The following is a 16,635-nucleotide window of genomic DNA, read 5'->3' as shown; positions in this document are numbered from 1 at the left end:
GGAATGGAAAGAGCATTTGATCAGAAATTACACGTATGTACATTGAAAGCAGTTTTTAAGTTTATTTAATATGTTTTAAATAATTAAATGGAGGCATCTTGAAAATGAGAACATATAAAGGATTTGAAGCAATTAAACGAATGAAAACAAATTGGATTACAACAGTACAAGAGACACCGATGTGTTGGAAGATAGAAGGTGAAAGAGTGATTGCTGATTATTTAGGTAAAAAAGAAAGCTATCAACAAATTAATTTCTTTTTTGAGAACGAATTTATAGATTGTAGAGAGACTATTCGAAAAGGAGAACTATTGTATATTGAAAATGAAAATAGTGAAAAATTTATCGCTGAATATTGTAAAGAAAATGAAAAAGAAATAAAGCATGGTAGTTGGTTCTGGATTAATGGAGAGGAGTTCTCTAATAATTATGGTCATTTTGAAAAGCGTACGAAATTAAAAATTAGGAAAGCTGAAAAAAGTGAAAAATTATTATTTGAACGGGCAAAATTATTCGCTATCAAAGGGCGTAAAATAGATGAGTTTAGACTCGGTGATGTAATTGAAAGAGATAATAAATTGTATAAAGTGGCTATTGTAAAAAGTGGAAATGAATCTCAAATTGTAGTAGGATGTGTTCCAATTAATGGGGGCGCAATTTGTTATTATAATTCAAAAGATATTGAGATTCAATTTTTCGTTGAAGATATGGTGGTGTGGCAAGATGAAGTTATTTTTAATTAATCAACTTATTGAAAATGGAATTTACAAATATAAGGATAAACAATTGTACGAATTAAATAGTGATGAGTTAATAAAATTAATCAAAAATCATAAGGATAAGAAAATAAATGTTAGCGATACAATATATGAAATAATACATAAAGAATGTAAGCCTTAATAGCAAATTAATATATGAAATTTAAATTATGGTTAAGGATAAATGATAGGAAAGGGGCTTCACATGCTAAATATAGAATTACCAGTATTAAATAAAGAAGCTACAAAAGAAAATGTACTGAAAGCTATAAAGAAATACAGATTATTTATGAAGTGTAATTATCTTAATGGAACGATACTCTCAACAGAAAATATATTAAAAGAAAATGCGAAAGAAGAGCGGATCAATTATATTATTGCGATGAACAAAGGGTTAGAAAAGCTAGATATTGAAAGTGATAGAATAATTATTCAAAAATATTTGTTAAAGAATCGAGTTAATAGATATGAGGTTATGAAAGAGTTGAATTTATCCGAGGGAGATTATTATAGAAAAAGAAATACTGCTTTTTACAACTATGCATATGCATTAGGGATTGAGGTTGAGGAGCGTAAAGATTACTAATGATGAATAAGTTTTTAATATGGATTATAACCACCTGTGTAAACAAGCAGGTGGTTATTTTTATGTAAAAAAATGATGAAAAAGAGATAAAAACGAATCGTTATATACATATATCATATAAGTACAAAGTAGCAATGATAAATAGTATTAAGGAAGATTTTTTTAAAATAATTTTAGTTTTTGGTGAGAAAAAATAAATGGAAATTAAATGTAGATTTAGATGGCCTCTATTTTTAACAATTTTGCTTTGTTATAAGGGTGGGAATAGTATATGCGAGATTTGATTATCCAATATAAGGAAACTTTATGTAAGTTAGAGCGTGCTAAAACAAGTGCAAAAGAGGAAGAAATTAAAATATTAACGAGTATGATTAGTGATGTCACATATGCTTTGGAGTGGATGAAGAATGCAAAGATGCCGGGTAATCGCCGGGGAATAGAACGTAGAGCTGCTTACCAACGAGAAAAATCATATGATTCCTTGTTAATGCAAAGATATTTTCGTAGTACTGATACAACATATGAATGGGATGATGAAAACAAGGAAAGTGTCATTTCAGAATGGGAGAGAATAAAACTAGAAGATGCGCTCTCTACTTTGACAAAATATGAAAGAGAAATATATATCATGTCAAGAGGAAGAGGCATTACACAAGAGAAAATTGCTAAATATTTGAATGTTTCAAGAAGCACAATTAAAACGATTCTATATAGATCTGAAATAAAAATTGCTAAACAAGTAAGAAAAAGTCTTTTCTGCGAAAGTAGTTAAGGCTTTTTCTTATTTACAAACACATTCTTGTCACCATAGTGCCACCTATAAATAGAGAGTAATAAAATAAGTTTAAATGAAATATAAAAAATGAAGAATGGATACTAGCAAAAAGAATGAATGACCCAAAGGATATCTATAAATTAAATGAGAGATTTTAAAAATGACGGCATCTTTTTATTTACTACAAAATAGGCAGTAGTACATGAAAAACTACAGAAGGATGCGATTAGATGTTAGAACAAGATATAGATACAATGCCAATATGTTCAATTTGCCTTGAAAAATGTTTGTGGGTTTTGAAATTTCCAATCACAATTCAGTATTGTGAACAAATGTTTATTCGTGAGGTAGTTGACGACAATATAACAACAATATGTATTGAGTGTTTAGAAAAAGAAGTACAAATGATGAGTTAAAACGGGAGGGACTGCTAGTGGCGCGACCAATGAAATTGAATGATGAGCTGATAAATAGGTTGACTCAATATATTAAAGTAGGGAATTATATTGAAACCGCATGTGCGTTAGTTGGAATTAGTAGAAGTATAGTTTATGTTTGGTTAAAACAAGGGCGTAGAGCAATTGAAACGAGTGAAAAGACAGGTGAAGTAGTACCGAGAAAAGATAAGATTTATGTGAAGTTAGTCATGGAAATTGATCAGGCATTAGCATTTAGTGAGGCGAGAGACGTTGAGACAATCGGGGAGCATGCAAAATCTAATTGGAAAGCAGCAGCATGGAGATTAGAAAGAAAATTCCCAACTAAATGGGGAAGGAAAGATCAATTGCAAGCAAACGTAAATCATTCAGGAGAAATGAAAGTAGAGCATAATAAAATGGCCATGAAAATTGGGTGTGATGAGGAAATGCTTGATTTAGCTATGAAATTATTTGAAAAAGTTCAAGGAGGAGAATTACAATCATGACACGGATGAATGTGCATAAGTTAATAGATGAAAATACATTTAAAGAATTGGCAAAAGTGAACTACCCCTTTCTATGTTCAGTATACACATAAGGGATTCTATAAACATGCAAAACACACAAAATTAATAACAAAGATTTGCCAAGATTTAATTGAAGAGAAATTATCGACTAATAGATTAATGGTGTTTATGCCACCTAGGCATTCAAAATCACAGTCTATAACAGAAACATTGCCAAGTTGGTATTTAGGAAAGTATCCAAATAAGAGAGTTATAGAGGTATCTTATGCATCAAGTTTAGCTGAAAAGTTTGGTAGAAGAAATCGTGCTAAGATTGAAGAGTTTGGTAAAGAAATATTTAACATTAGAATTGATGAGCGACAAGGTTCAGTAACAGATTGGGCACTACATAACCACTCTGGTGGAATGTTGTCTGTAGGAGTTGGTGGTTCGATTACAGGGGAAGGAGCAGATTTACTAATTATTGATGACCCTATTAAAAATCGCCAAGAGGCCGAATCAATTACATACCGAAATCGACTATGGGATGAATGGGAAGATACTCTATCTACACGTTTACAAAAAGGTGCAAAGGTAATTCTAATTTTGACGCGATGGCATGAGGACGATTTAGCTGGTAGATTGTTAGAGAAAGAACAGGAGAAATGGACTGTGTTATCAATTCCTGCTATAGCAGAGTCAAAGGATGATCCATTAAACAGAATAATAGGAAGAGGCTTATGGGTTGAACACTATGGCCAAAATTATTATGAAGATAAAAAGAAGTTTTCCTCTGCACGCTCATGGTTATCTTTATGGCAACAAAAACCATCAAGTGATATAGGGAATATTTTTAAAAGGAACTGGTTTCAATATTATGATGTATTACCAAATTGGGAACAATTTGATCAAATTATTACTTCCTGGGATATGGCTTTTGATAACACTACAAATAAAAGTTCATTTGTGGTTGGACAGATTTGGGGAAAAGTAGATGGAGACAAATATTTAATTGATCAAGTGAGGGCACAAATGAATTTCCTAGAAACAAAGAAAGCATTTGTTGTTTTTCATCATAAATATGAGTCGATTCTTCGGAATTCTGGGTTTAAAAAGTCCATTCCGAAATTAGTTGAAAAAAAAGCAAATGGCCCTGCCATTATTAGTTCATTAAAGAATGAAATAAGTGGAATCATTCCAATAAATCCACAGGGTTCAAAAGAAACACGTGCTGAGGCGATATCCCCTGAATTTCAATCTGGAAATGTATATATACCTAATCCTAAAATACAATCTTGGGTATATGATTATGTAGATGAATTAGCTTCTTTCCCATCTGGTAAACATAATGATCAAGTAGATACAACGTCACAAGCCTTAGAATACTTTTTTACTAAGCAAAAAAAAATAATGGGTGGAAAAATAAAAAGAGTTTAGCTGAACATTACATGTTCAGCTTTTTTATATTGGTAAAGTTTTTATGAAAAACATTGAATAAATAATTTGTATATGAAAGGAGGCATAGGTTTTATGGTTGAGAAAAAAGCAATTAAGAATGTGAAAGTACTTAAAGTACAAAGTCGTGAGATGACTTTACGTAATGAGGAACTTCAAAGTAAACAAATGGCAATTGATCCGTTTGCACAAGTGTACGGTGATAAAGAACTAGTAAAGCCTCCATATGATATGCAAGTATTATTAAATTTGAGAGAAAGTAACCCTATTCACTCGGCATGTATTAGTGCAAAAGTAAATGATATTGCTGGTATGGGATTTGATTTTGCACCGCTAGATGAAGTGACAGAGGCAAATCAAGAACAATATAAGGAATTAAAACGTTTTATGAGATATTGCAACAATGAAATGACAAGTAGCGAAATACTTAGGGCAGTTTGGGAGGATTATGAAACTGTAGGTTGGGGAATTATAGAGGTTGTTCGTAACTTGAAAGGAGAACCAGCGCAGCTTCACCATATTCCAGCACATACGGTACGTGCGCATAAAGATAAGATTCGATTTGCGCAAATTGTAAATAATGAGGAGAGATGGTTTAAACGATTTAGTTATCCATATGATTTTAGGTTAGTAGATGGAGAAACGATTAGTGATAGCTTAGATGAAAACTCGTTATTAGACACTGAAGAAAAAGCTGGTGAAGTTATTGTAATTCGTAAATTTGGTTCTAGATCATCATATTATGGTATTCCCGATTATGTGAGTTCTATTGGTTCCATTGTAGGATCACAAGCTGTAAGAGATTACAATATTAATTATTTCACTGGTAAAACAATTCCAGATGCTGTTTTGTTTGTTGAGGGTGTTGATGAAATAGATGATTCAGTTGAAAGAGAATTAAAAACATTTTTCTCTGTTGAAACAAAAGGAGAACATCATAAGTTAGCGGTTGTTCCTGTCCCTGAAGGAGCAAAAGCTCGTTTAGAGAAATTAGGGCCTGATGTCAAAGAAGCGAGCTTTCGTTTATATCGTCAAGATAATGCTATGGAAATTTGTGTAGCTCATCGGGTGCCACCATATAGAATTGGTTGGGCTATGACAGGATCACTTGGGCAGACGACAGCAAAAGAAATGAATGAAATGTATAAACGATCAATTATTGAACCAGGTCAACAAATTTTAGAACATCGATTAAATACACAATTATTTAAAGAGTTTACAGGGACATTAGGGGAATTGGACTGGCAGTTTCAATTAAATGAAATTGATACAGATGATCGAGCGAGTGATATGCAATATGCAATAGATGGATACGAAAAGAGTATATTAACAAGAAATGAATGCCGAAAGGTCATTGGATACGAACCAGTTCTAGAAGGAGATAAATTTTTAAATGAAGATTCAAATTCTATTTAGTAGTCTTGCTAGAAAGTAGGAATATATTATGCCAAATGAATTGAAAAATGTAGAAATTAGTTATGTTTCATTAGTAACAAAGGGGGCTAATGGTAGGCCATTTGCAATTATGAAGGGTATGAACATGAATGGCTCTAATGTTTTGAAAAATGTTCCTATTTTAAAGAGGGAAGATGAAAAACAACTTGTAACAGGGGTTGTTTATGAACCCAATATAGAAGATGCACATGGTGATATCATGACGGCTGAGGAAATTGAAAGAGCGGCTTATAATTTTTTAGAGAAATATAGATACATAGATAAAAACCATGACGAGTTGGCAGGAAAAGGAACAGTAGTAGAAAGCTGGATTTCTAAAAATAATACGGTTGTTGGAAAACAAAATATTAAAAAAGGAACATGGCTTATGACTGTTCGAGTAGACGATAGTGAAACATGGAAAGAAATCAAAAAAGGGAAAATCACAGGCTTTTCGATGGGAGGGGTTGGAGAAAGAATGGAGATGCCACAAATGGATGAGTTTACACAAGATGAGAAAGGTGTAATTCGTAAGATGTTTAGTTTTTTTAAGTCACAGTATGACGAGGAACAAACTCAGGAGATGGATAATCAGTCATTAAATAATAAACAAAACTCTAAGATGCAAAAGGTATTTAATTTGTTTGAAGATGTATTTTATGTTGGGATTTGGGAGGGAAATGTAGATATTAAGCGTATGGTTTCCACCTTAGATGAAATGAAGGACATTTTAAATACAATGAAGGGTGGTGATACAGATTTCGCACCGGAAGATATTACAATTAATTCCATGAATGAAGTAGGCACAATCTTATATAAGAAAAATGATAAAAAATTTGATGAAATGATTTCTTTGATGAACCAAATTAAAGAAAATAAGTTGCAAAAAAACATAGACCAAAATTTAGATGAAATTAAAGACATTGTAAAGAGAGAAATGGGTCCTTTTCTCGAGAGGTTACAGGAGTTGGAAGAACAGTTAAATAAAGAACTTGAATCAACTCATGATACCAATGAATTAGGAAATGACAGAGAATCTAAAAAGACAAGTGAATTTATTCAGAAGGTAATAGATCCCATTTCAAAGAGACTTGAAGTAATTGAGCGATCAGCACAAGTTCGTAAAAGTCTTGGGGCCGATGCCAAGCCAACAAACGAGATGAGAAAACCAGTAAATAAATGGGTAGGATTAGATCTATAAAGATAAGGAGAAATGAATTTATGAATAATAAAGAATTATTAGCACGTATTGAACGAATTGAAAAGAGTACAATGACAACAGGAGGAATGAAAGCGGGGCTATTATATCCGGAACAAAGTAAAGAATTTTTCCGAATGGTATTTGATGCAACTCCATTTTCTCAATTGCATCGCAAAGAGATTCGTAAAGCGAAAAAAGGTGAATTAGATAAAATTGCAATCGGTGGTCGAATTTTACGTAGGAAAGTGGAAAATAGTGATGATGGCTATCGAGCAGGTGTAGAAACGTCGAAAGTTGAATATGATACAGTTTCTATTCGTTTACCATGGGAGATAACGGAGGAGTTACTTCGAGAAAATATCGAAGGTGAAGGATATGAAGATACTGTTATGACATTAATGTCAACTCAGTTAGGTATTGACCTTGAAGATCTGCATTGGAATGGGGATGTAACTTCAGAGGACCCATTTCTTCAAATTAATGATGGCTGGTTAAAACAAATTAAACAATCAAGTAAATCTCATATTGTCGATCATCTTAAATTAGTGACGGGAACGGGAGATGCTGAAGCTAGCGCTGGGTTTAGTAAAGACTCGATCTTTAATTTATCTAAGGCGATGCCTAATAAATATAAAAATGAAGGTTTAAAGTGGATTATGTCACCTGCTCGTAGAGAGAAGTGGATTGAATATTTAACAACTCGTTCAACTGGCTTAGGCGATGCTGCGTTATTAGGTACAGGGGATCAAGTTAATAAGCCGTTGGGGTATGAGATTGTCACAGTCCCTTCTATTCAAGATGATGTAATTATTTTTGCAGATCCTAAAAACTTTATTGCGGTAAATACGTATGACACGCGAGTTCGTAAGACTGTAGAAGGTAAATCTGCTGTTATGGAAGATAAGCGATTCTATGTTATTCATTTGGATGATGATGCAGTTATTCAAGAAATGGACGCAGTAGCAATTCTTACTAATATTCCTGATAAATTTGGAAATTAAGTAAGATAATTTGCATATGAAGATTATAGAATTGAAATTAGGCGGTACATATACTGCATATGGCTATACTTTTTTTAACGGAGTGAAGGAAAAGGTTGCAAATGAGAAAGCAAACTATTTACTGAGTACAGGACATTTTAAGTTAATAGATAGTATAGAGGTTAAAAAGAAAGAGAAGTAAAAGAGGTGGAAGGATGGAAATTACTGTACAGGACATAAAGAACAGGGTGAATGTTCAACGAATGCCCGATACGGTAATCCAGGAGCTCATTAGTCAATATGAATTGATTACTAAAAACTACTTGAAAAGTAAGCCAAGTAACCCAATGAAAGAGAAAGTTAGAACAAGTAAATTGGCTTGGCTTTCTTTTCGAGCAGAAAATTTGATTAAGGTAATCCATATTGGCTCTGGAGAAGAAGTTACCAGTTCAGTTTTTTCTGATGGTTGCACTGTATATGGTTTAAGTGAGAATCAATTATATGAATTTGAGTATACAATACAAGATTATGATGGGCTTTTGACTTTAATGAAAAAATGCATCATCGATATGACGTGTTATGCGGTAATTCGAACAAATCTACAATATGAAAATATGAAAAAATCAGCAAATATCGGAGATTACTCATATGAAATAAATATTGAATCGCTAGATGAGGAAACTGTTAATAAAAAGGTTTTAAAAGTACTAAAAAAATACCGAAGTAGAAACCCTTTAATAGCATTATGAATGAAAGAATAGGCTGTGAACATTAGATATGGAAGAATTATATATACATGAAGTAACTGTGAAAAGGAATCAAAAGGTAAAACAGCCGGCAGGAAATTTTAAAGAAGAGCCTGTCATTATTTATGAAAGAATGAAGTGTCGTGTAACAACACACACAGCGGTAGATAATGAAAGGTTAAAAAGAAATAAACAAAATTTTGAGCCGAATTTTAAAATTTATACTTCTGCAGAACATAACATCCATACAAATGATGTAATCTATTTTCATGATTATGTATTTGAGGTAAGAGGAGAACCAAGAAATCCATCATTTTTAAATCACCATATTGAATTGTATTGTGAGTTGTTGGAATAAAATGACGAATACATCGGAATTCATGGTTACACGTAATGTAGAACAGGTTAAAGAACAACTTAATAAAATAATGGTAGAAAGAATTATAAGTGCTTGCAATCAACTGCAACGAGAAATGAAACAAACAGTATCAGGTAGTCACAATGGCGTGAAGTATAAAATTCCACGATCGAGTCGCACATATATTGCTTCAAAACCAGGAGAGACATTTGCTTCTAGAACGGGAGAATTACAAGATTCTATTAAATATGGCTTACATATTACAGATACCGAAGTAGTAGGAACGATTGGAAGTCAATTAAAAAGAGCGGTGTATGTCGAAAATGGTACAAGTACTGTAGAAGCCCGACCTTTTTTCTTAAAAACGTTTGAAAAAGAGCGTGGGGAATTAAAAAGGACATTGGGAGGAGAACAATGACGACAAAAGCGATTGCAACAATCAGAAATATTATTGAGAAAGATACAATTGTGCAAAGTAATCTATCGAAATATGAAGGAGAGCCCGCTCTTACATTTCAAACTGCACAAAAAGATATGAAAATGCCTTATGCGGTAATGAGAATTGAATCTAATAATCCGGATGATATAGAGGTAATTGATCGTATGATCCTCACTTTTGATATATATTGTGGCCAAGGTGATTATGAAAAAGCAGATGTAATTTCAAGGCGAATAGAACATTTGTTAGACAGAGAAGCGGGATTGTTAAGAGATTCTGGTATTATTACAATTCATCGAGCAGGCAGTATTACAGTTCCAGATGAAGATCCATCAATTATTCATATTAGTATTAAGTTTCTTGTACGGGTAGGAAGAATGGAATTATATTAAGGAGGGAAAAAAATGAGTTGGAAGCTTATTAATGGTGTACGTGAGGGTACAACTGATAATTTTGTTATTGGACCGGGTGTAATGTATAAAGGTTTTAAAAGTGTAAAAGACCTAGGTGAGATGCTAGGAGCTACTACAGGTGGATGTAAAGTGGGGTTTACTAGAGAATACTATGATGCTGATATTGATGGTGTTTTAGGAAAACTAGTTCGCGGAAAATGGCTATTAAAAGATGAACCACATATGGAGGTTACACTTGTAGAGTTTACGAAAGAAAATTTAGAGTTAGCTCTACCAGGCGTAGATGTAGATAGTACGACTGATAACGATTATAACATTGTAAAACCAACCAATGAAATTAAAGACACAAGTTATAGTGATATTGCAATAGTAGGTGTAGTTTCAGGAAGTGATATTCCGGTTATTTTTGTTATCCGAAATGCAATGGTAGTTTCTTCTGTAGAAATTGATTTAAAAGATGGTAAAGGAACTGTAGGACTTAAATGCAAATTTATTGGTCATTATAGCGAAAATTCGCCTAATACACCCCCTTATGAAATTTATTTACCAAAGAAAAAAGCACCTAAACTACCTACAACAAGTAAATAAGTTGTAGGTTTTATTTTTAGGTCATAAAAGGAGATATTAAATATGACAACAATGCTAGAAAAAATGATGCATAATAGTACAGAAATTACAATTTCAGGTCAGAAGATGAAGATGAGACGTTTAAATGTAAAAGATGTTTGGCGTTTTACTAAGATTATTTCTAAAGTTGGTCGTCATGCAATGACTGATTTTATGGAGTTTGGGAAAGAAAAGAATGAAAACGATGAAAAAATCAAATTAGCCCAAATGAATGAAGAGCAACAAGAACAGTTAAATGAAATTGAAAAACAACAAAAAGAAAAGGGTTTAGAGTTTGTCTTTCAATTATTGTCTATGATTCCGGAATGTGAAGATGAGTTTTCAGAATTTTTCTCTAGTCTATTACAGATTAAGCGTGAAGAATTCGATCAGTTACCACCAGAAGCTATGGTAGCAGTTATTGAAGGATTATTAGAAAGTGAAGATTTAATGTCTTTTTTCAATCAGGTCAAGGGTCTAATCAAATCTCAAAGTCTCAAGTGGAACAAACAAAAAATGTAGAAAATGATTCTAATAAATACATAGAAGAAACAGAGCAAAATATGCTAAGGGCTTTTGATAAAGTCCAAAAACGGTATGGATGGACAGATGATTATGTCTTATCCATACCGTATTCTCGTTTAATGGACTTATTTTCTTTTATTAGTCAGGAAGAGCAACAAGAAGAATTAAATGAATGGAAAAAGATGGCCTTTATCGGATTTCAAACAAGGCAATTAGAAGAAGGAACAACTTTTCATGACTATTTGCAAGCTTTTGGACTTACGGAATCTAGGTCGGATGGGGAAGAAAATGAGACTTTGGAAGTTTGGTCCAAAGAGGAATGTATCGACCATGCAAATAAGCTGATTGCAGAGTTTCAGTTTGAAGACGATAAGGAACAAAAAACTTCCTAGTTAGAAAGGGGGGAGTGAATGTTTACAGAAGTATTCCAGTTGTTCGGTACAATTGGAATTAAAGCAGATGAAGCTTATAAGGATTTAGCAAAGTTTGAGGAAAGTTTACAAAAGGCTTCTAAGAACATACAAGAAAAATTTCAAAAACCAGCAGAAGTACTTAATCAAATAAATGGCCAAATTCAAAAATTTGGTAGCGGGGCGACCAATGTTTTTGGGAAGATTGGTAACAAAGCGGATCAGGCATATAAAGGTGTAGAAAAGTTTGAAGAGAGAGTGCAAAAAGCCTCTAATACAATGCAAGAAAAAATCCAAAAATCAGCAGATTCTCTTGGGAATATTAGCAAGCAAATGCAAACGTTTGGTGACACTATTTCAAATAAAGTCACAAAACCGATAGAACAAGTCAATAGCAAAGCTTTACAATTTGCTAACGATGTGGAAGGTTCTCAAAAAAAACTACAGGATATGCTGGGATTAACTGAAAAAGATGCAAAGAGTTTGGCTGGAACTATTCAACCTATCGCTCAACAAGTCGTGAAGATTTCTAATATAGTAATACCATCGTTGAAACAAACGGTTGAGTTAATCAAATCTGTTTCTAGTCTTATATCTAAGGCGAGTGAAATCATTGGTGGCCTTGTAAATATAGTTAAAACATTAATGCAAATACCGGGTGCAATTACGGCGATTATTAAAGATGCCTTAAAACTTATTAAAGTTTTTAGTGAGTTTGCACAGATATTGACTGGTCTTGGAAAATCAATGTTTTCATTAGTATTAAGCCCATGGGGTTTTGCGATAATTGCAATGGTTGCTTTAGTATATGTGCTGTATAAAAATTGGGATTCAATTGTGAAATATACAAAGCAGGCAGTACAATGGGTCAGTGATATTTGTTCTAAAGGCTGGGATGCTATCGTTAAAGTTGCGAAGTCAGTATGGGATAGCTTGTCAAAGTTTTTCTCAAGTTTTTGGGAAGGAACAAAAAAAGTATTCCAATCTGCGGTATCGTTTATAGATAAAATACTTAGCGGGGCATGGAAAATAATTACCACTGTAATTACAATGTATATCAACATATGGAAAAAGACATTTGAAATTGGTTGGAATTTAATAAAAACGATATTTAATATAGTGCTAAACGTAATAAAAAGTGTTGTTAAGTTTGCTTTAGAATTTATTAAAAGTTATATTTCTACTGCTATTAAAACATGGCAAAATATTTTTAAAACTGGCTGGGATATTATAAAAACAGTTTTTACGACGGTGCTAAACTTTTTGAAATCATTTATAAGTGGTGCATTTCAAGCAATTCGCAGCATAATTACGACTGTGATGAATGGGATAAAAACCTTCATTTCTACAGTGTGGAATGGAATAAAGGTAGTTTTTACGACTGTATTAAACTTCTTAAAATCAGTTGTAAGTAGTGTGTTTCAAACAATTCATAGCATAATTACGACTGTAATGAATGGAATAAAAACGGTTGTTTCTACGATTTGGAATGTAATTAAAACAATTTTTATAACTGTATTAGAGTCCATAAAGAATTTTGTGGTTACAGCATTTCATTTTATTAAAAACACAATTACGACTGTAATGGATATCGTAAAGTCTATTATTGTAACCGCATGGAATTTTATTAAAGAAACAATAATAGTTGCTGTTCGGACATTTGTTAACTTTGTGGTGGATAACTTTAATAAGATAAAAAACACAATATTTAGTGTTGTTGGTGCTATTAAAGATTTCATAGTAAGTAACTTTGCAGCAATTAAAAAAGCTATCGTCGGAGCGTTTGACGGCGTTGTTGATACAGTAAAGGATGTATTCAGTAAAGTTGGTTCTATAGTTAAGGGGATAGCAAACGACGCTGTAAGCTGGGGGAAAGATATTATTGCTGGTATTGGTAAAGGTATGACATCTATGGCTGGCTGGGTTGTTGATAAAGCTAAAGGCGTTGTAGACGGAATACCAAAAGCAATTAAAAATTTCTTTGGTATAAAATCTCCTTCTCGTCTAATGATGGAGTACGGCGGATATATTACAGAAGGTCTTGGAGTAGGGATGGAAAAAATGATCCCGGCTGTGGACAAGGCTTCTGGATTGTTAAATAAAGCGGTTGTTCCACCGAAACCGATGCAACTAGTAACGGATGTATCTACCCGAATTGGACAAATGGGGGCACATTCTGCTGATATGATTGGAAAAGCTGCACATCCATTTGCGGGGCACTCTTCTGTTGAAAAGAAAACAGATAAAGGTGTTACAATTCAAAATGCTACATTCAAGGTTGCTGTTGAAAAATTGCAAACCGCAGAGGATTTTGTGAAAATGAGAAAATTACTACAAAACGTAGTTGCTGACGATCTAATGGGAATGGCGGTGCGGAATGTATGAGTATATTAAAAACATTGCATAGAAGAGCTGGTTCATATCATCTCTTATGGGATGCTACAGAATTAAAAAGTACAATTAAATATACTATTAATTTTTCATGGCCTGGGACATATAACTTTTCTTTTATGTCCCAAGTTCCAATTGGTTCTGATGGTATGTTACCAGATAAATACTTTATTGTTCGGGTAAATGGTATTGAAAAATTTAGAGCAAGAGGTGCTTATGCCTGGGAAGCAAGAGAAATTTTTGTTGGCTCAGGGCCACAAACAATTGAATTTACAACAAGCGGTTACGGTTCTTCTAACGTAGCCTATTTGCGTGATGTTTATTATCATGCATATGGACCTATACCTACAATTGCAATGATTGAACAAACGAAAATGCCTAAATCCTTAAACGGATTAAAAAATTACAATGTTATGCATGGATATCCTCGTTACCAAAGTACTGGTAATAAAGGATGTGAAGTAGAATTTACTGCTTTATTCAATGATATCAGTCATTGGCGTGAATTCATGAGTGAAATATATCGCCCTCATATTATTACAGGTGATTACGGTACCTACGGTGGTATTATTCCGCCTAATGAAGTTGATGCAATACGTAAAGGAACGCTAGTAATAGCAAAGTGTAAATTAATATCTATGTCACAAGCTGGTATTGGAGTTGATGGAATGTGAGAGAAGGATCTATTTCTTTAATCAGAATGTTGGGGAGCTATTTCCAAGTGGGGAATAATGCTCCTAATTTAATTGTTTATATGAAAAAAAGAGAATCTTCTTCTTATGTACAAATACAACATCGTGTAATGAGCCTGGAAGTGCAGGAGAACGCAGATCAGTTCGCAAGTACATTTTCTATTACCTTTGCTAATGAATATGGGCAAATGGCACCTGATAACTGGTATGGTAAGTTTTCTTCCATTCAAGAATGGTTTTACAACAGTGAAGTATCAAACACAAACCAATTATATCCGCAGACTGAGTTTAAGGTTTCTATCGGTTATGGTGAAGAAGCTTTACCGTATATACATGGTTTTGTATCTGACGTAAAGGTGAATGCTGAAAGCGGCACAATATCAGTTACCTGCACAACATCTTATAAAAAGGTTCTACAAAAATCAGTAATTCCAACGCGGGGATCAGATGAAATTGTTGCACCTACCGGTAATGTGTATGATGTAGTGAAATTCTTCCTTGAAAAAGCAGGAGTTACATTACACGGAAGTAGGGTAAACATTCCCGGTACAAATCAAAGCTGGATTATTGAAGGAGCAACAGGAAAGAGATTTCAAAAATGGGATGAGATTGTTCGCGATATCATAGATACAACATTCCATTATATTAAACACGAACCAGACGGAAGTTGTACATTTATGAAAATGCCAGACTATGCAATTAATGAGCCTGCAAAGTTTAGTTTTAGAGAAGGCGAAAACCTTATCTCTTTAGATATGCAGCTAACTGACCAGGATATAAGTAACAGCATTGTTGTTAAATGTGGAGATTATGCAAACGGATTTCTTAATTCGTTTCTATTAAAAAATGTATCGCAGGGTGATTTACGAGAGGAAATGATAGAAGTTCCCTGGGCGACAACGTTTTTTGCAAGAAGAGCGGTTGCTGCAGCTTATCATTTAAAAGCAATCCAGAAGTTCAGAACATTAACTGTAGCGGTCATTGGAGATCCTAGGATTCAATTATTCGATGTGGTTTCTGTTTACAATAGAGATTCTGGGCAACAATGGAACTACTTTGTTAAAGGAATTAATACCATGATATCTGCTGATGATGGATTCTATCAAACTTTAGATTTATCTGTTAACTATGGGTATGAACCAGCTCCATATACAGATATAACTGGTATTACAGTAAATGTAGATACATTACGTTTAAAACTTTGGGATTGGGATGTAGAGGATGGCGATTTATTAAATATTTACTGTAATGATAAATTAATCGAAGAAAATTATTTCATCCGAAATAACCCGACGTATGTTGATATTCCGCTTGAATATGGCGTGAATATTATCGTATTTGAAGCAGTTCGGAATCCTAAAGGAATTCTTACAGGACGTTTGCAAGTATTGGATACGCAAAATAATATCTTGTTTGATTATGGTTCGTTACCAGATTTATCATTTCCTAGGGTAAATCAAAACAAAGATCACTATTATATCCAACGACCAGCAAAAACTTGGTCTGTTACGAGGGTAAATTAGGGGTGATTCAATGATAATGCAAAAGAACTTATATGATCCTATTATGTATTTAATGAAAGGGTTAATTGATAGGGAATTTTACAGCGGTGGAAAACCGATTCCTGGTAATGATCCAAATGACGTATTTAAAGAAGGCATGACCGAAGGATATACGCTTATTCGTGATGGTGCTCGTTTATCTGCAGTCGATGGAGATAAATATTTACACTATGATTTAGCTTTTAATGCACACAGCATGCTAGAAAAGGTTCTTGTCTCTCATAAAGTAACAGGAAAAGAAATGGAGATACAATTAATATACAATGCACAAAAGCAATTAGAGCGTGTGCAGCCGAGACTTCTTAATAAAGGTAACGGTATACTATCTGATTTAACAATTCCCGATGTGTCGTAATGATGCACGGGAATTTTTTAATAC

General features: G+C 33.4%; 22 protein-coding genes. All 22 read left to right on the top strand.

Annotation, left to right across the window (positions count from 1 at the left end; translation table 11 throughout):
• Positions 1-104 precede the first annotated feature (104 nt).
• A complete protein-coding gene (locus tag MHB70_RS27520; protein WP_061530321.1) occupies positions 105-743 on the top strand; it encodes a hypothetical protein in 639 nt (212 codons plus the stop codon).
• Positions 724-900 (top strand): Fur-regulated basic protein FbpA, encoded by a 177-nt coding sequence (locus tag MHB70_RS27515; protein ID WP_080451889.1) that lies wholly within the window; start codon positions 724-726, stop codon positions 898-900. Before MHB70_RS27520 ends, MHB70_RS27515 begins: the two co-directional genes overlap by 20 nt.
• A gap of 63 nt (positions 901-963) precedes the next feature.
• Positions 964-1,344: an ArpU family transcriptional regulator gene (locus MHB70_RS27510; RefSeq protein ID WP_061530322.1), complete on the top strand. Its 381-nt coding sequence runs from the start codon at positions 964-966 to the stop codon at positions 1,342-1,344.
• A gap of 271 nt (positions 1,345-1,615) precedes the next feature.
• Positions 1,616-2,116, top strand: a complete 501-nt coding sequence (locus MHB70_RS27505) for a sigma-70 family RNA polymerase sigma factor (protein WP_001205172.1) — start codon at positions 1,616-1,618, stop codon at positions 2,114-2,116.
• A 233-nt stretch (positions 2,117-2,349) separates the two neighbouring features.
• Positions 2,350-2,535 carry a hypothetical protein gene (locus MHB70_RS27500; RefSeq protein ID WP_000892958.1) on the top strand — a complete coding sequence of 62 codons (186 nt, stop codon included), beginning with the start codon at positions 2,350-2,352 and terminating at the stop codon, positions 2,533-2,535.
• Between the two features lie 17 nt (positions 2,536-2,552).
• Positions 2,553-3,044 (top strand): hypothetical protein, encoded by a 492-nt coding sequence (locus MHB70_RS27495; protein WP_000113634.1) that lies wholly within the window; start codon positions 2,553-2,555, stop codon positions 3,042-3,044.
• A 189-nt stretch (positions 3,045-3,233) separates the two neighbouring features.
• Entirely contained in the window at positions 3,234-4,481 is a 1,248-nt protein-coding gene (gene terL, locus MHB70_RS27490) for a phage terminase large subunit (RefSeq protein ID WP_230306532.1), read from the top strand.
• Positions 4,482-4,574: 93 nt separating this feature from the next.
• Positions 4,575-5,915, top strand: a complete 1,341-nt coding sequence (locus MHB70_RS27485) for a phage portal protein (RefSeq protein ID WP_061530324.1) — start codon at positions 4,575-4,577, stop codon at positions 5,913-5,915.
• A 28-nt stretch (positions 5,916-5,943) separates the two neighbouring features.
• Positions 5,944-7,134: an XkdF-like putative serine protease domain-containing protein gene (locus MHB70_RS27480; protein ID WP_061530325.1), complete on the top strand. Its 1,191-nt coding sequence runs from the start codon at positions 5,944-5,946 to the stop codon at positions 7,132-7,134.
• 20 nt (positions 7,135-7,154) lie between these two features.
• Positions 7,155-8,135 (top strand): phage major capsid family protein, encoded by a 981-nt coding sequence (locus MHB70_RS27475; protein ID WP_061530326.1) that lies wholly within the window; start codon positions 7,155-7,157, stop codon positions 8,133-8,135.
• Between the two features lie 16 nt (positions 8,136-8,151).
• On the top strand, positions 8,152-8,316 hold the full coding sequence (locus tag MHB70_RS27470) for a YqbF domain-containing protein (RefSeq protein ID WP_000691127.1): 165 nt from the start codon (positions 8,152-8,154) through the stop codon (positions 8,314-8,316).
• A gap of 13 nt (positions 8,317-8,329) precedes the next feature.
• Entirely contained in the window at positions 8,330-8,863 is a 534-nt protein-coding gene (locus MHB70_RS27465; RefSeq protein ID WP_061530327.1) for a hypothetical protein, read from the top strand.
• 28 nt (positions 8,864-8,891) lie between these two features.
• Complete coding sequence (locus MHB70_RS27460; protein WP_000392019.1) at positions 8,892-9,218, top strand: hypothetical protein; 327 nt, start codon at positions 8,892-8,894, stop codon at positions 9,216-9,218.
• 1 nt (position 9,219) lies between these two features.
• The gene (locus MHB70_RS27455) at positions 9,220-9,636 is read left to right on the top strand and encodes an HK97-gp10 family putative phage morphogenesis protein (protein ID WP_033663286.1); all 417 of its coding nucleotides are present in this window, start codon (positions 9,220-9,222) and stop codon (positions 9,634-9,636) included.
• Positions 9,633-10,049, top strand: a complete 417-nt coding sequence (locus MHB70_RS27450; RefSeq protein ID WP_061530328.1) for a hypothetical protein — start codon at positions 9,633-9,635, stop codon at positions 10,047-10,049. The genes MHB70_RS27455 and MHB70_RS27450 overlap by 4 nt, the downstream gene beginning before the upstream one ends.
• A gap of 12 nt (positions 10,050-10,061) precedes the next feature.
• On the top strand, positions 10,062-10,658 hold the full coding sequence (locus MHB70_RS27445) for a hypothetical protein (RefSeq protein WP_061530329.1): 597 nt from the start codon (positions 10,062-10,064) through the stop codon (positions 10,656-10,658).
• A gap of 42 nt (positions 10,659-10,700) precedes the next feature.
• Positions 10,701-11,198: a hypothetical protein gene (locus MHB70_RS27440; protein ID WP_061530330.1), complete on the top strand. Its 498-nt coding sequence runs from the start codon at positions 10,701-10,703 to the stop codon at positions 11,196-11,198.
• Positions 11,177-11,593 (top strand): hypothetical protein, encoded by a 417-nt coding sequence (locus MHB70_RS27435; RefSeq protein ID WP_061530331.1) that lies wholly within the window; start codon positions 11,177-11,179, stop codon positions 11,591-11,593. The genes MHB70_RS27440 and MHB70_RS27435 overlap by 22 nt, the downstream gene beginning before the upstream one ends.
• 18 nt (positions 11,594-11,611) lie before the next feature.
• Entirely contained in the window at positions 11,612-13,996 is a 2,385-nt protein-coding gene (locus MHB70_RS27430) for a phage tail protein (protein WP_061530332.1), read from the top strand.
• Complete coding sequence (locus MHB70_RS27425; RefSeq protein ID WP_061530333.1) at positions 13,993-14,676, top strand: hypothetical protein; 684 nt, start codon at positions 13,993-13,995, stop codon at positions 14,674-14,676. The genes MHB70_RS27430 and MHB70_RS27425 overlap by 4 nt, the downstream gene beginning before the upstream one ends.
• Entirely contained in the window at positions 14,673-16,217 is a 1,545-nt protein-coding gene (locus MHB70_RS27420; RefSeq protein WP_061530334.1) for a hypothetical protein, read from the top strand. Before MHB70_RS27425 ends, MHB70_RS27420 begins: the two co-directional genes overlap by 4 nt.
• A 10-nt stretch (positions 16,218-16,227) precedes the next feature.
• Positions 16,228-16,611, top strand: a complete 384-nt coding sequence (locus tag MHB70_RS27415) for a hypothetical protein (RefSeq protein ID WP_016513542.1) — start codon at positions 16,228-16,230, stop codon at positions 16,609-16,611.
• Positions 16,612-16,635 lie beyond the last annotated feature (24 nt).

This window comes from Bacillus sp. FSL M7-1020 (genome assembly GCF_038050415.1).
GTDB classification, from domain to species: domain Bacteria; phylum Bacillota; class Bacilli; order Bacillales; family Bacillaceae_G; genus Bacillus_A; species Bacillus_A toyonensis.
This window is presented reverse-complemented; position numbering and strand designations above follow the sequence as displayed.

What these genes read in the sequence shown, in the direction of transcription:
- MHB70_RS27520 (WP_061530321.1), top strand. Translation starts at nt 105, where the DNA reads ATGAGAACATATAAAGGATTTGAAGCAATTAAACGAATGAAAACAAAT.
- MHB70_RS27515 (WP_080451889.1), top strand. Translation starts at nt 724, where the DNA reads ATGAAGTTATTTTTAATTAATCAACTTATTGAAAATGGAATTTACAAA.
- MHB70_RS27510 (WP_061530322.1), top strand. Translation starts at nt 964, where the DNA reads ATGCTAAATATAGAATTACCAGTATTAAATAAAGAAGCTACAAAAGAA.
- MHB70_RS27505 (WP_001205172.1), top strand. Translation starts at nt 1,616, where the DNA reads ATGCGAGATTTGATTATCCAATATAAGGAAACTTTATGTAAGTTAGAG.
- MHB70_RS27500 (WP_000892958.1), top strand. Translation starts at nt 2,350, where the DNA reads ATGTTAGAACAAGATATAGATACAATGCCAATATGTTCAATTTGCCTT.
- terL (WP_230306532.1), top strand. Translation starts at nt 3,234, where the DNA reads ATGCCACCTAGGCATTCAAAATCACAGTCTATAACAGAAACATTGCCA.
- MHB70_RS27485 (WP_061530324.1), top strand. Translation starts at nt 4,575, where the DNA reads ATGGTTGAGAAAAAAGCAATTAAGAATGTGAAAGTACTTAAAGTACAA.
- MHB70_RS27480 (WP_061530325.1), top strand. Translation starts at nt 5,944, where the DNA reads ATGCCAAATGAATTGAAAAATGTAGAAATTAGTTATGTTTCATTAGTA.
- MHB70_RS27475 (WP_061530326.1), top strand. Translation starts at nt 7,155, where the DNA reads ATGAATAATAAAGAATTATTAGCACGTATTGAACGAATTGAAAAGAGT.
- MHB70_RS27470 (WP_000691127.1), top strand. Translation starts at nt 8,152, where the DNA reads ATGAAGATTATAGAATTGAAATTAGGCGGTACATATACTGCATATGGC.
- MHB70_RS27465 (WP_061530327.1), top strand. Translation starts at nt 8,330, where the DNA reads ATGGAAATTACTGTACAGGACATAAAGAACAGGGTGAATGTTCAACGA.
- MHB70_RS27460 (WP_000392019.1), top strand. Translation starts at nt 8,892, where the DNA reads ATGGAAGAATTATATATACATGAAGTAACTGTGAAAAGGAATCAAAAG.
- MHB70_RS27455 (WP_033663286.1), top strand. Translation starts at nt 9,220, where the DNA reads ATGACGAATACATCGGAATTCATGGTTACACGTAATGTAGAACAGGTT.
- MHB70_RS27450 (WP_061530328.1), top strand. Translation starts at nt 9,633, where the DNA reads ATGACGACAAAAGCGATTGCAACAATCAGAAATATTATTGAGAAAGAT.
- MHB70_RS27445 (WP_061530329.1), top strand. Translation starts at nt 10,062, where the DNA reads ATGAGTTGGAAGCTTATTAATGGTGTACGTGAGGGTACAACTGATAAT.
- MHB70_RS27440 (WP_061530330.1), top strand. Translation starts at nt 10,701, where the DNA reads ATGACAACAATGCTAGAAAAAATGATGCATAATAGTACAGAAATTACA.
- MHB70_RS27430 (WP_061530332.1), top strand. Translation starts at nt 11,612, where the DNA reads ATGTTTACAGAAGTATTCCAGTTGTTCGGTACAATTGGAATTAAAGCA.
- MHB70_RS27425 (WP_061530333.1), top strand. Translation starts at nt 13,993, where the DNA reads ATGAGTATATTAAAAACATTGCATAGAAGAGCTGGTTCATATCATCTC.
- MHB70_RS27415 (WP_016513542.1), top strand. Translation starts at nt 16,228, where the DNA reads ATGATAATGCAAAAGAACTTATATGATCCTATTATGTATTTAATGAAA.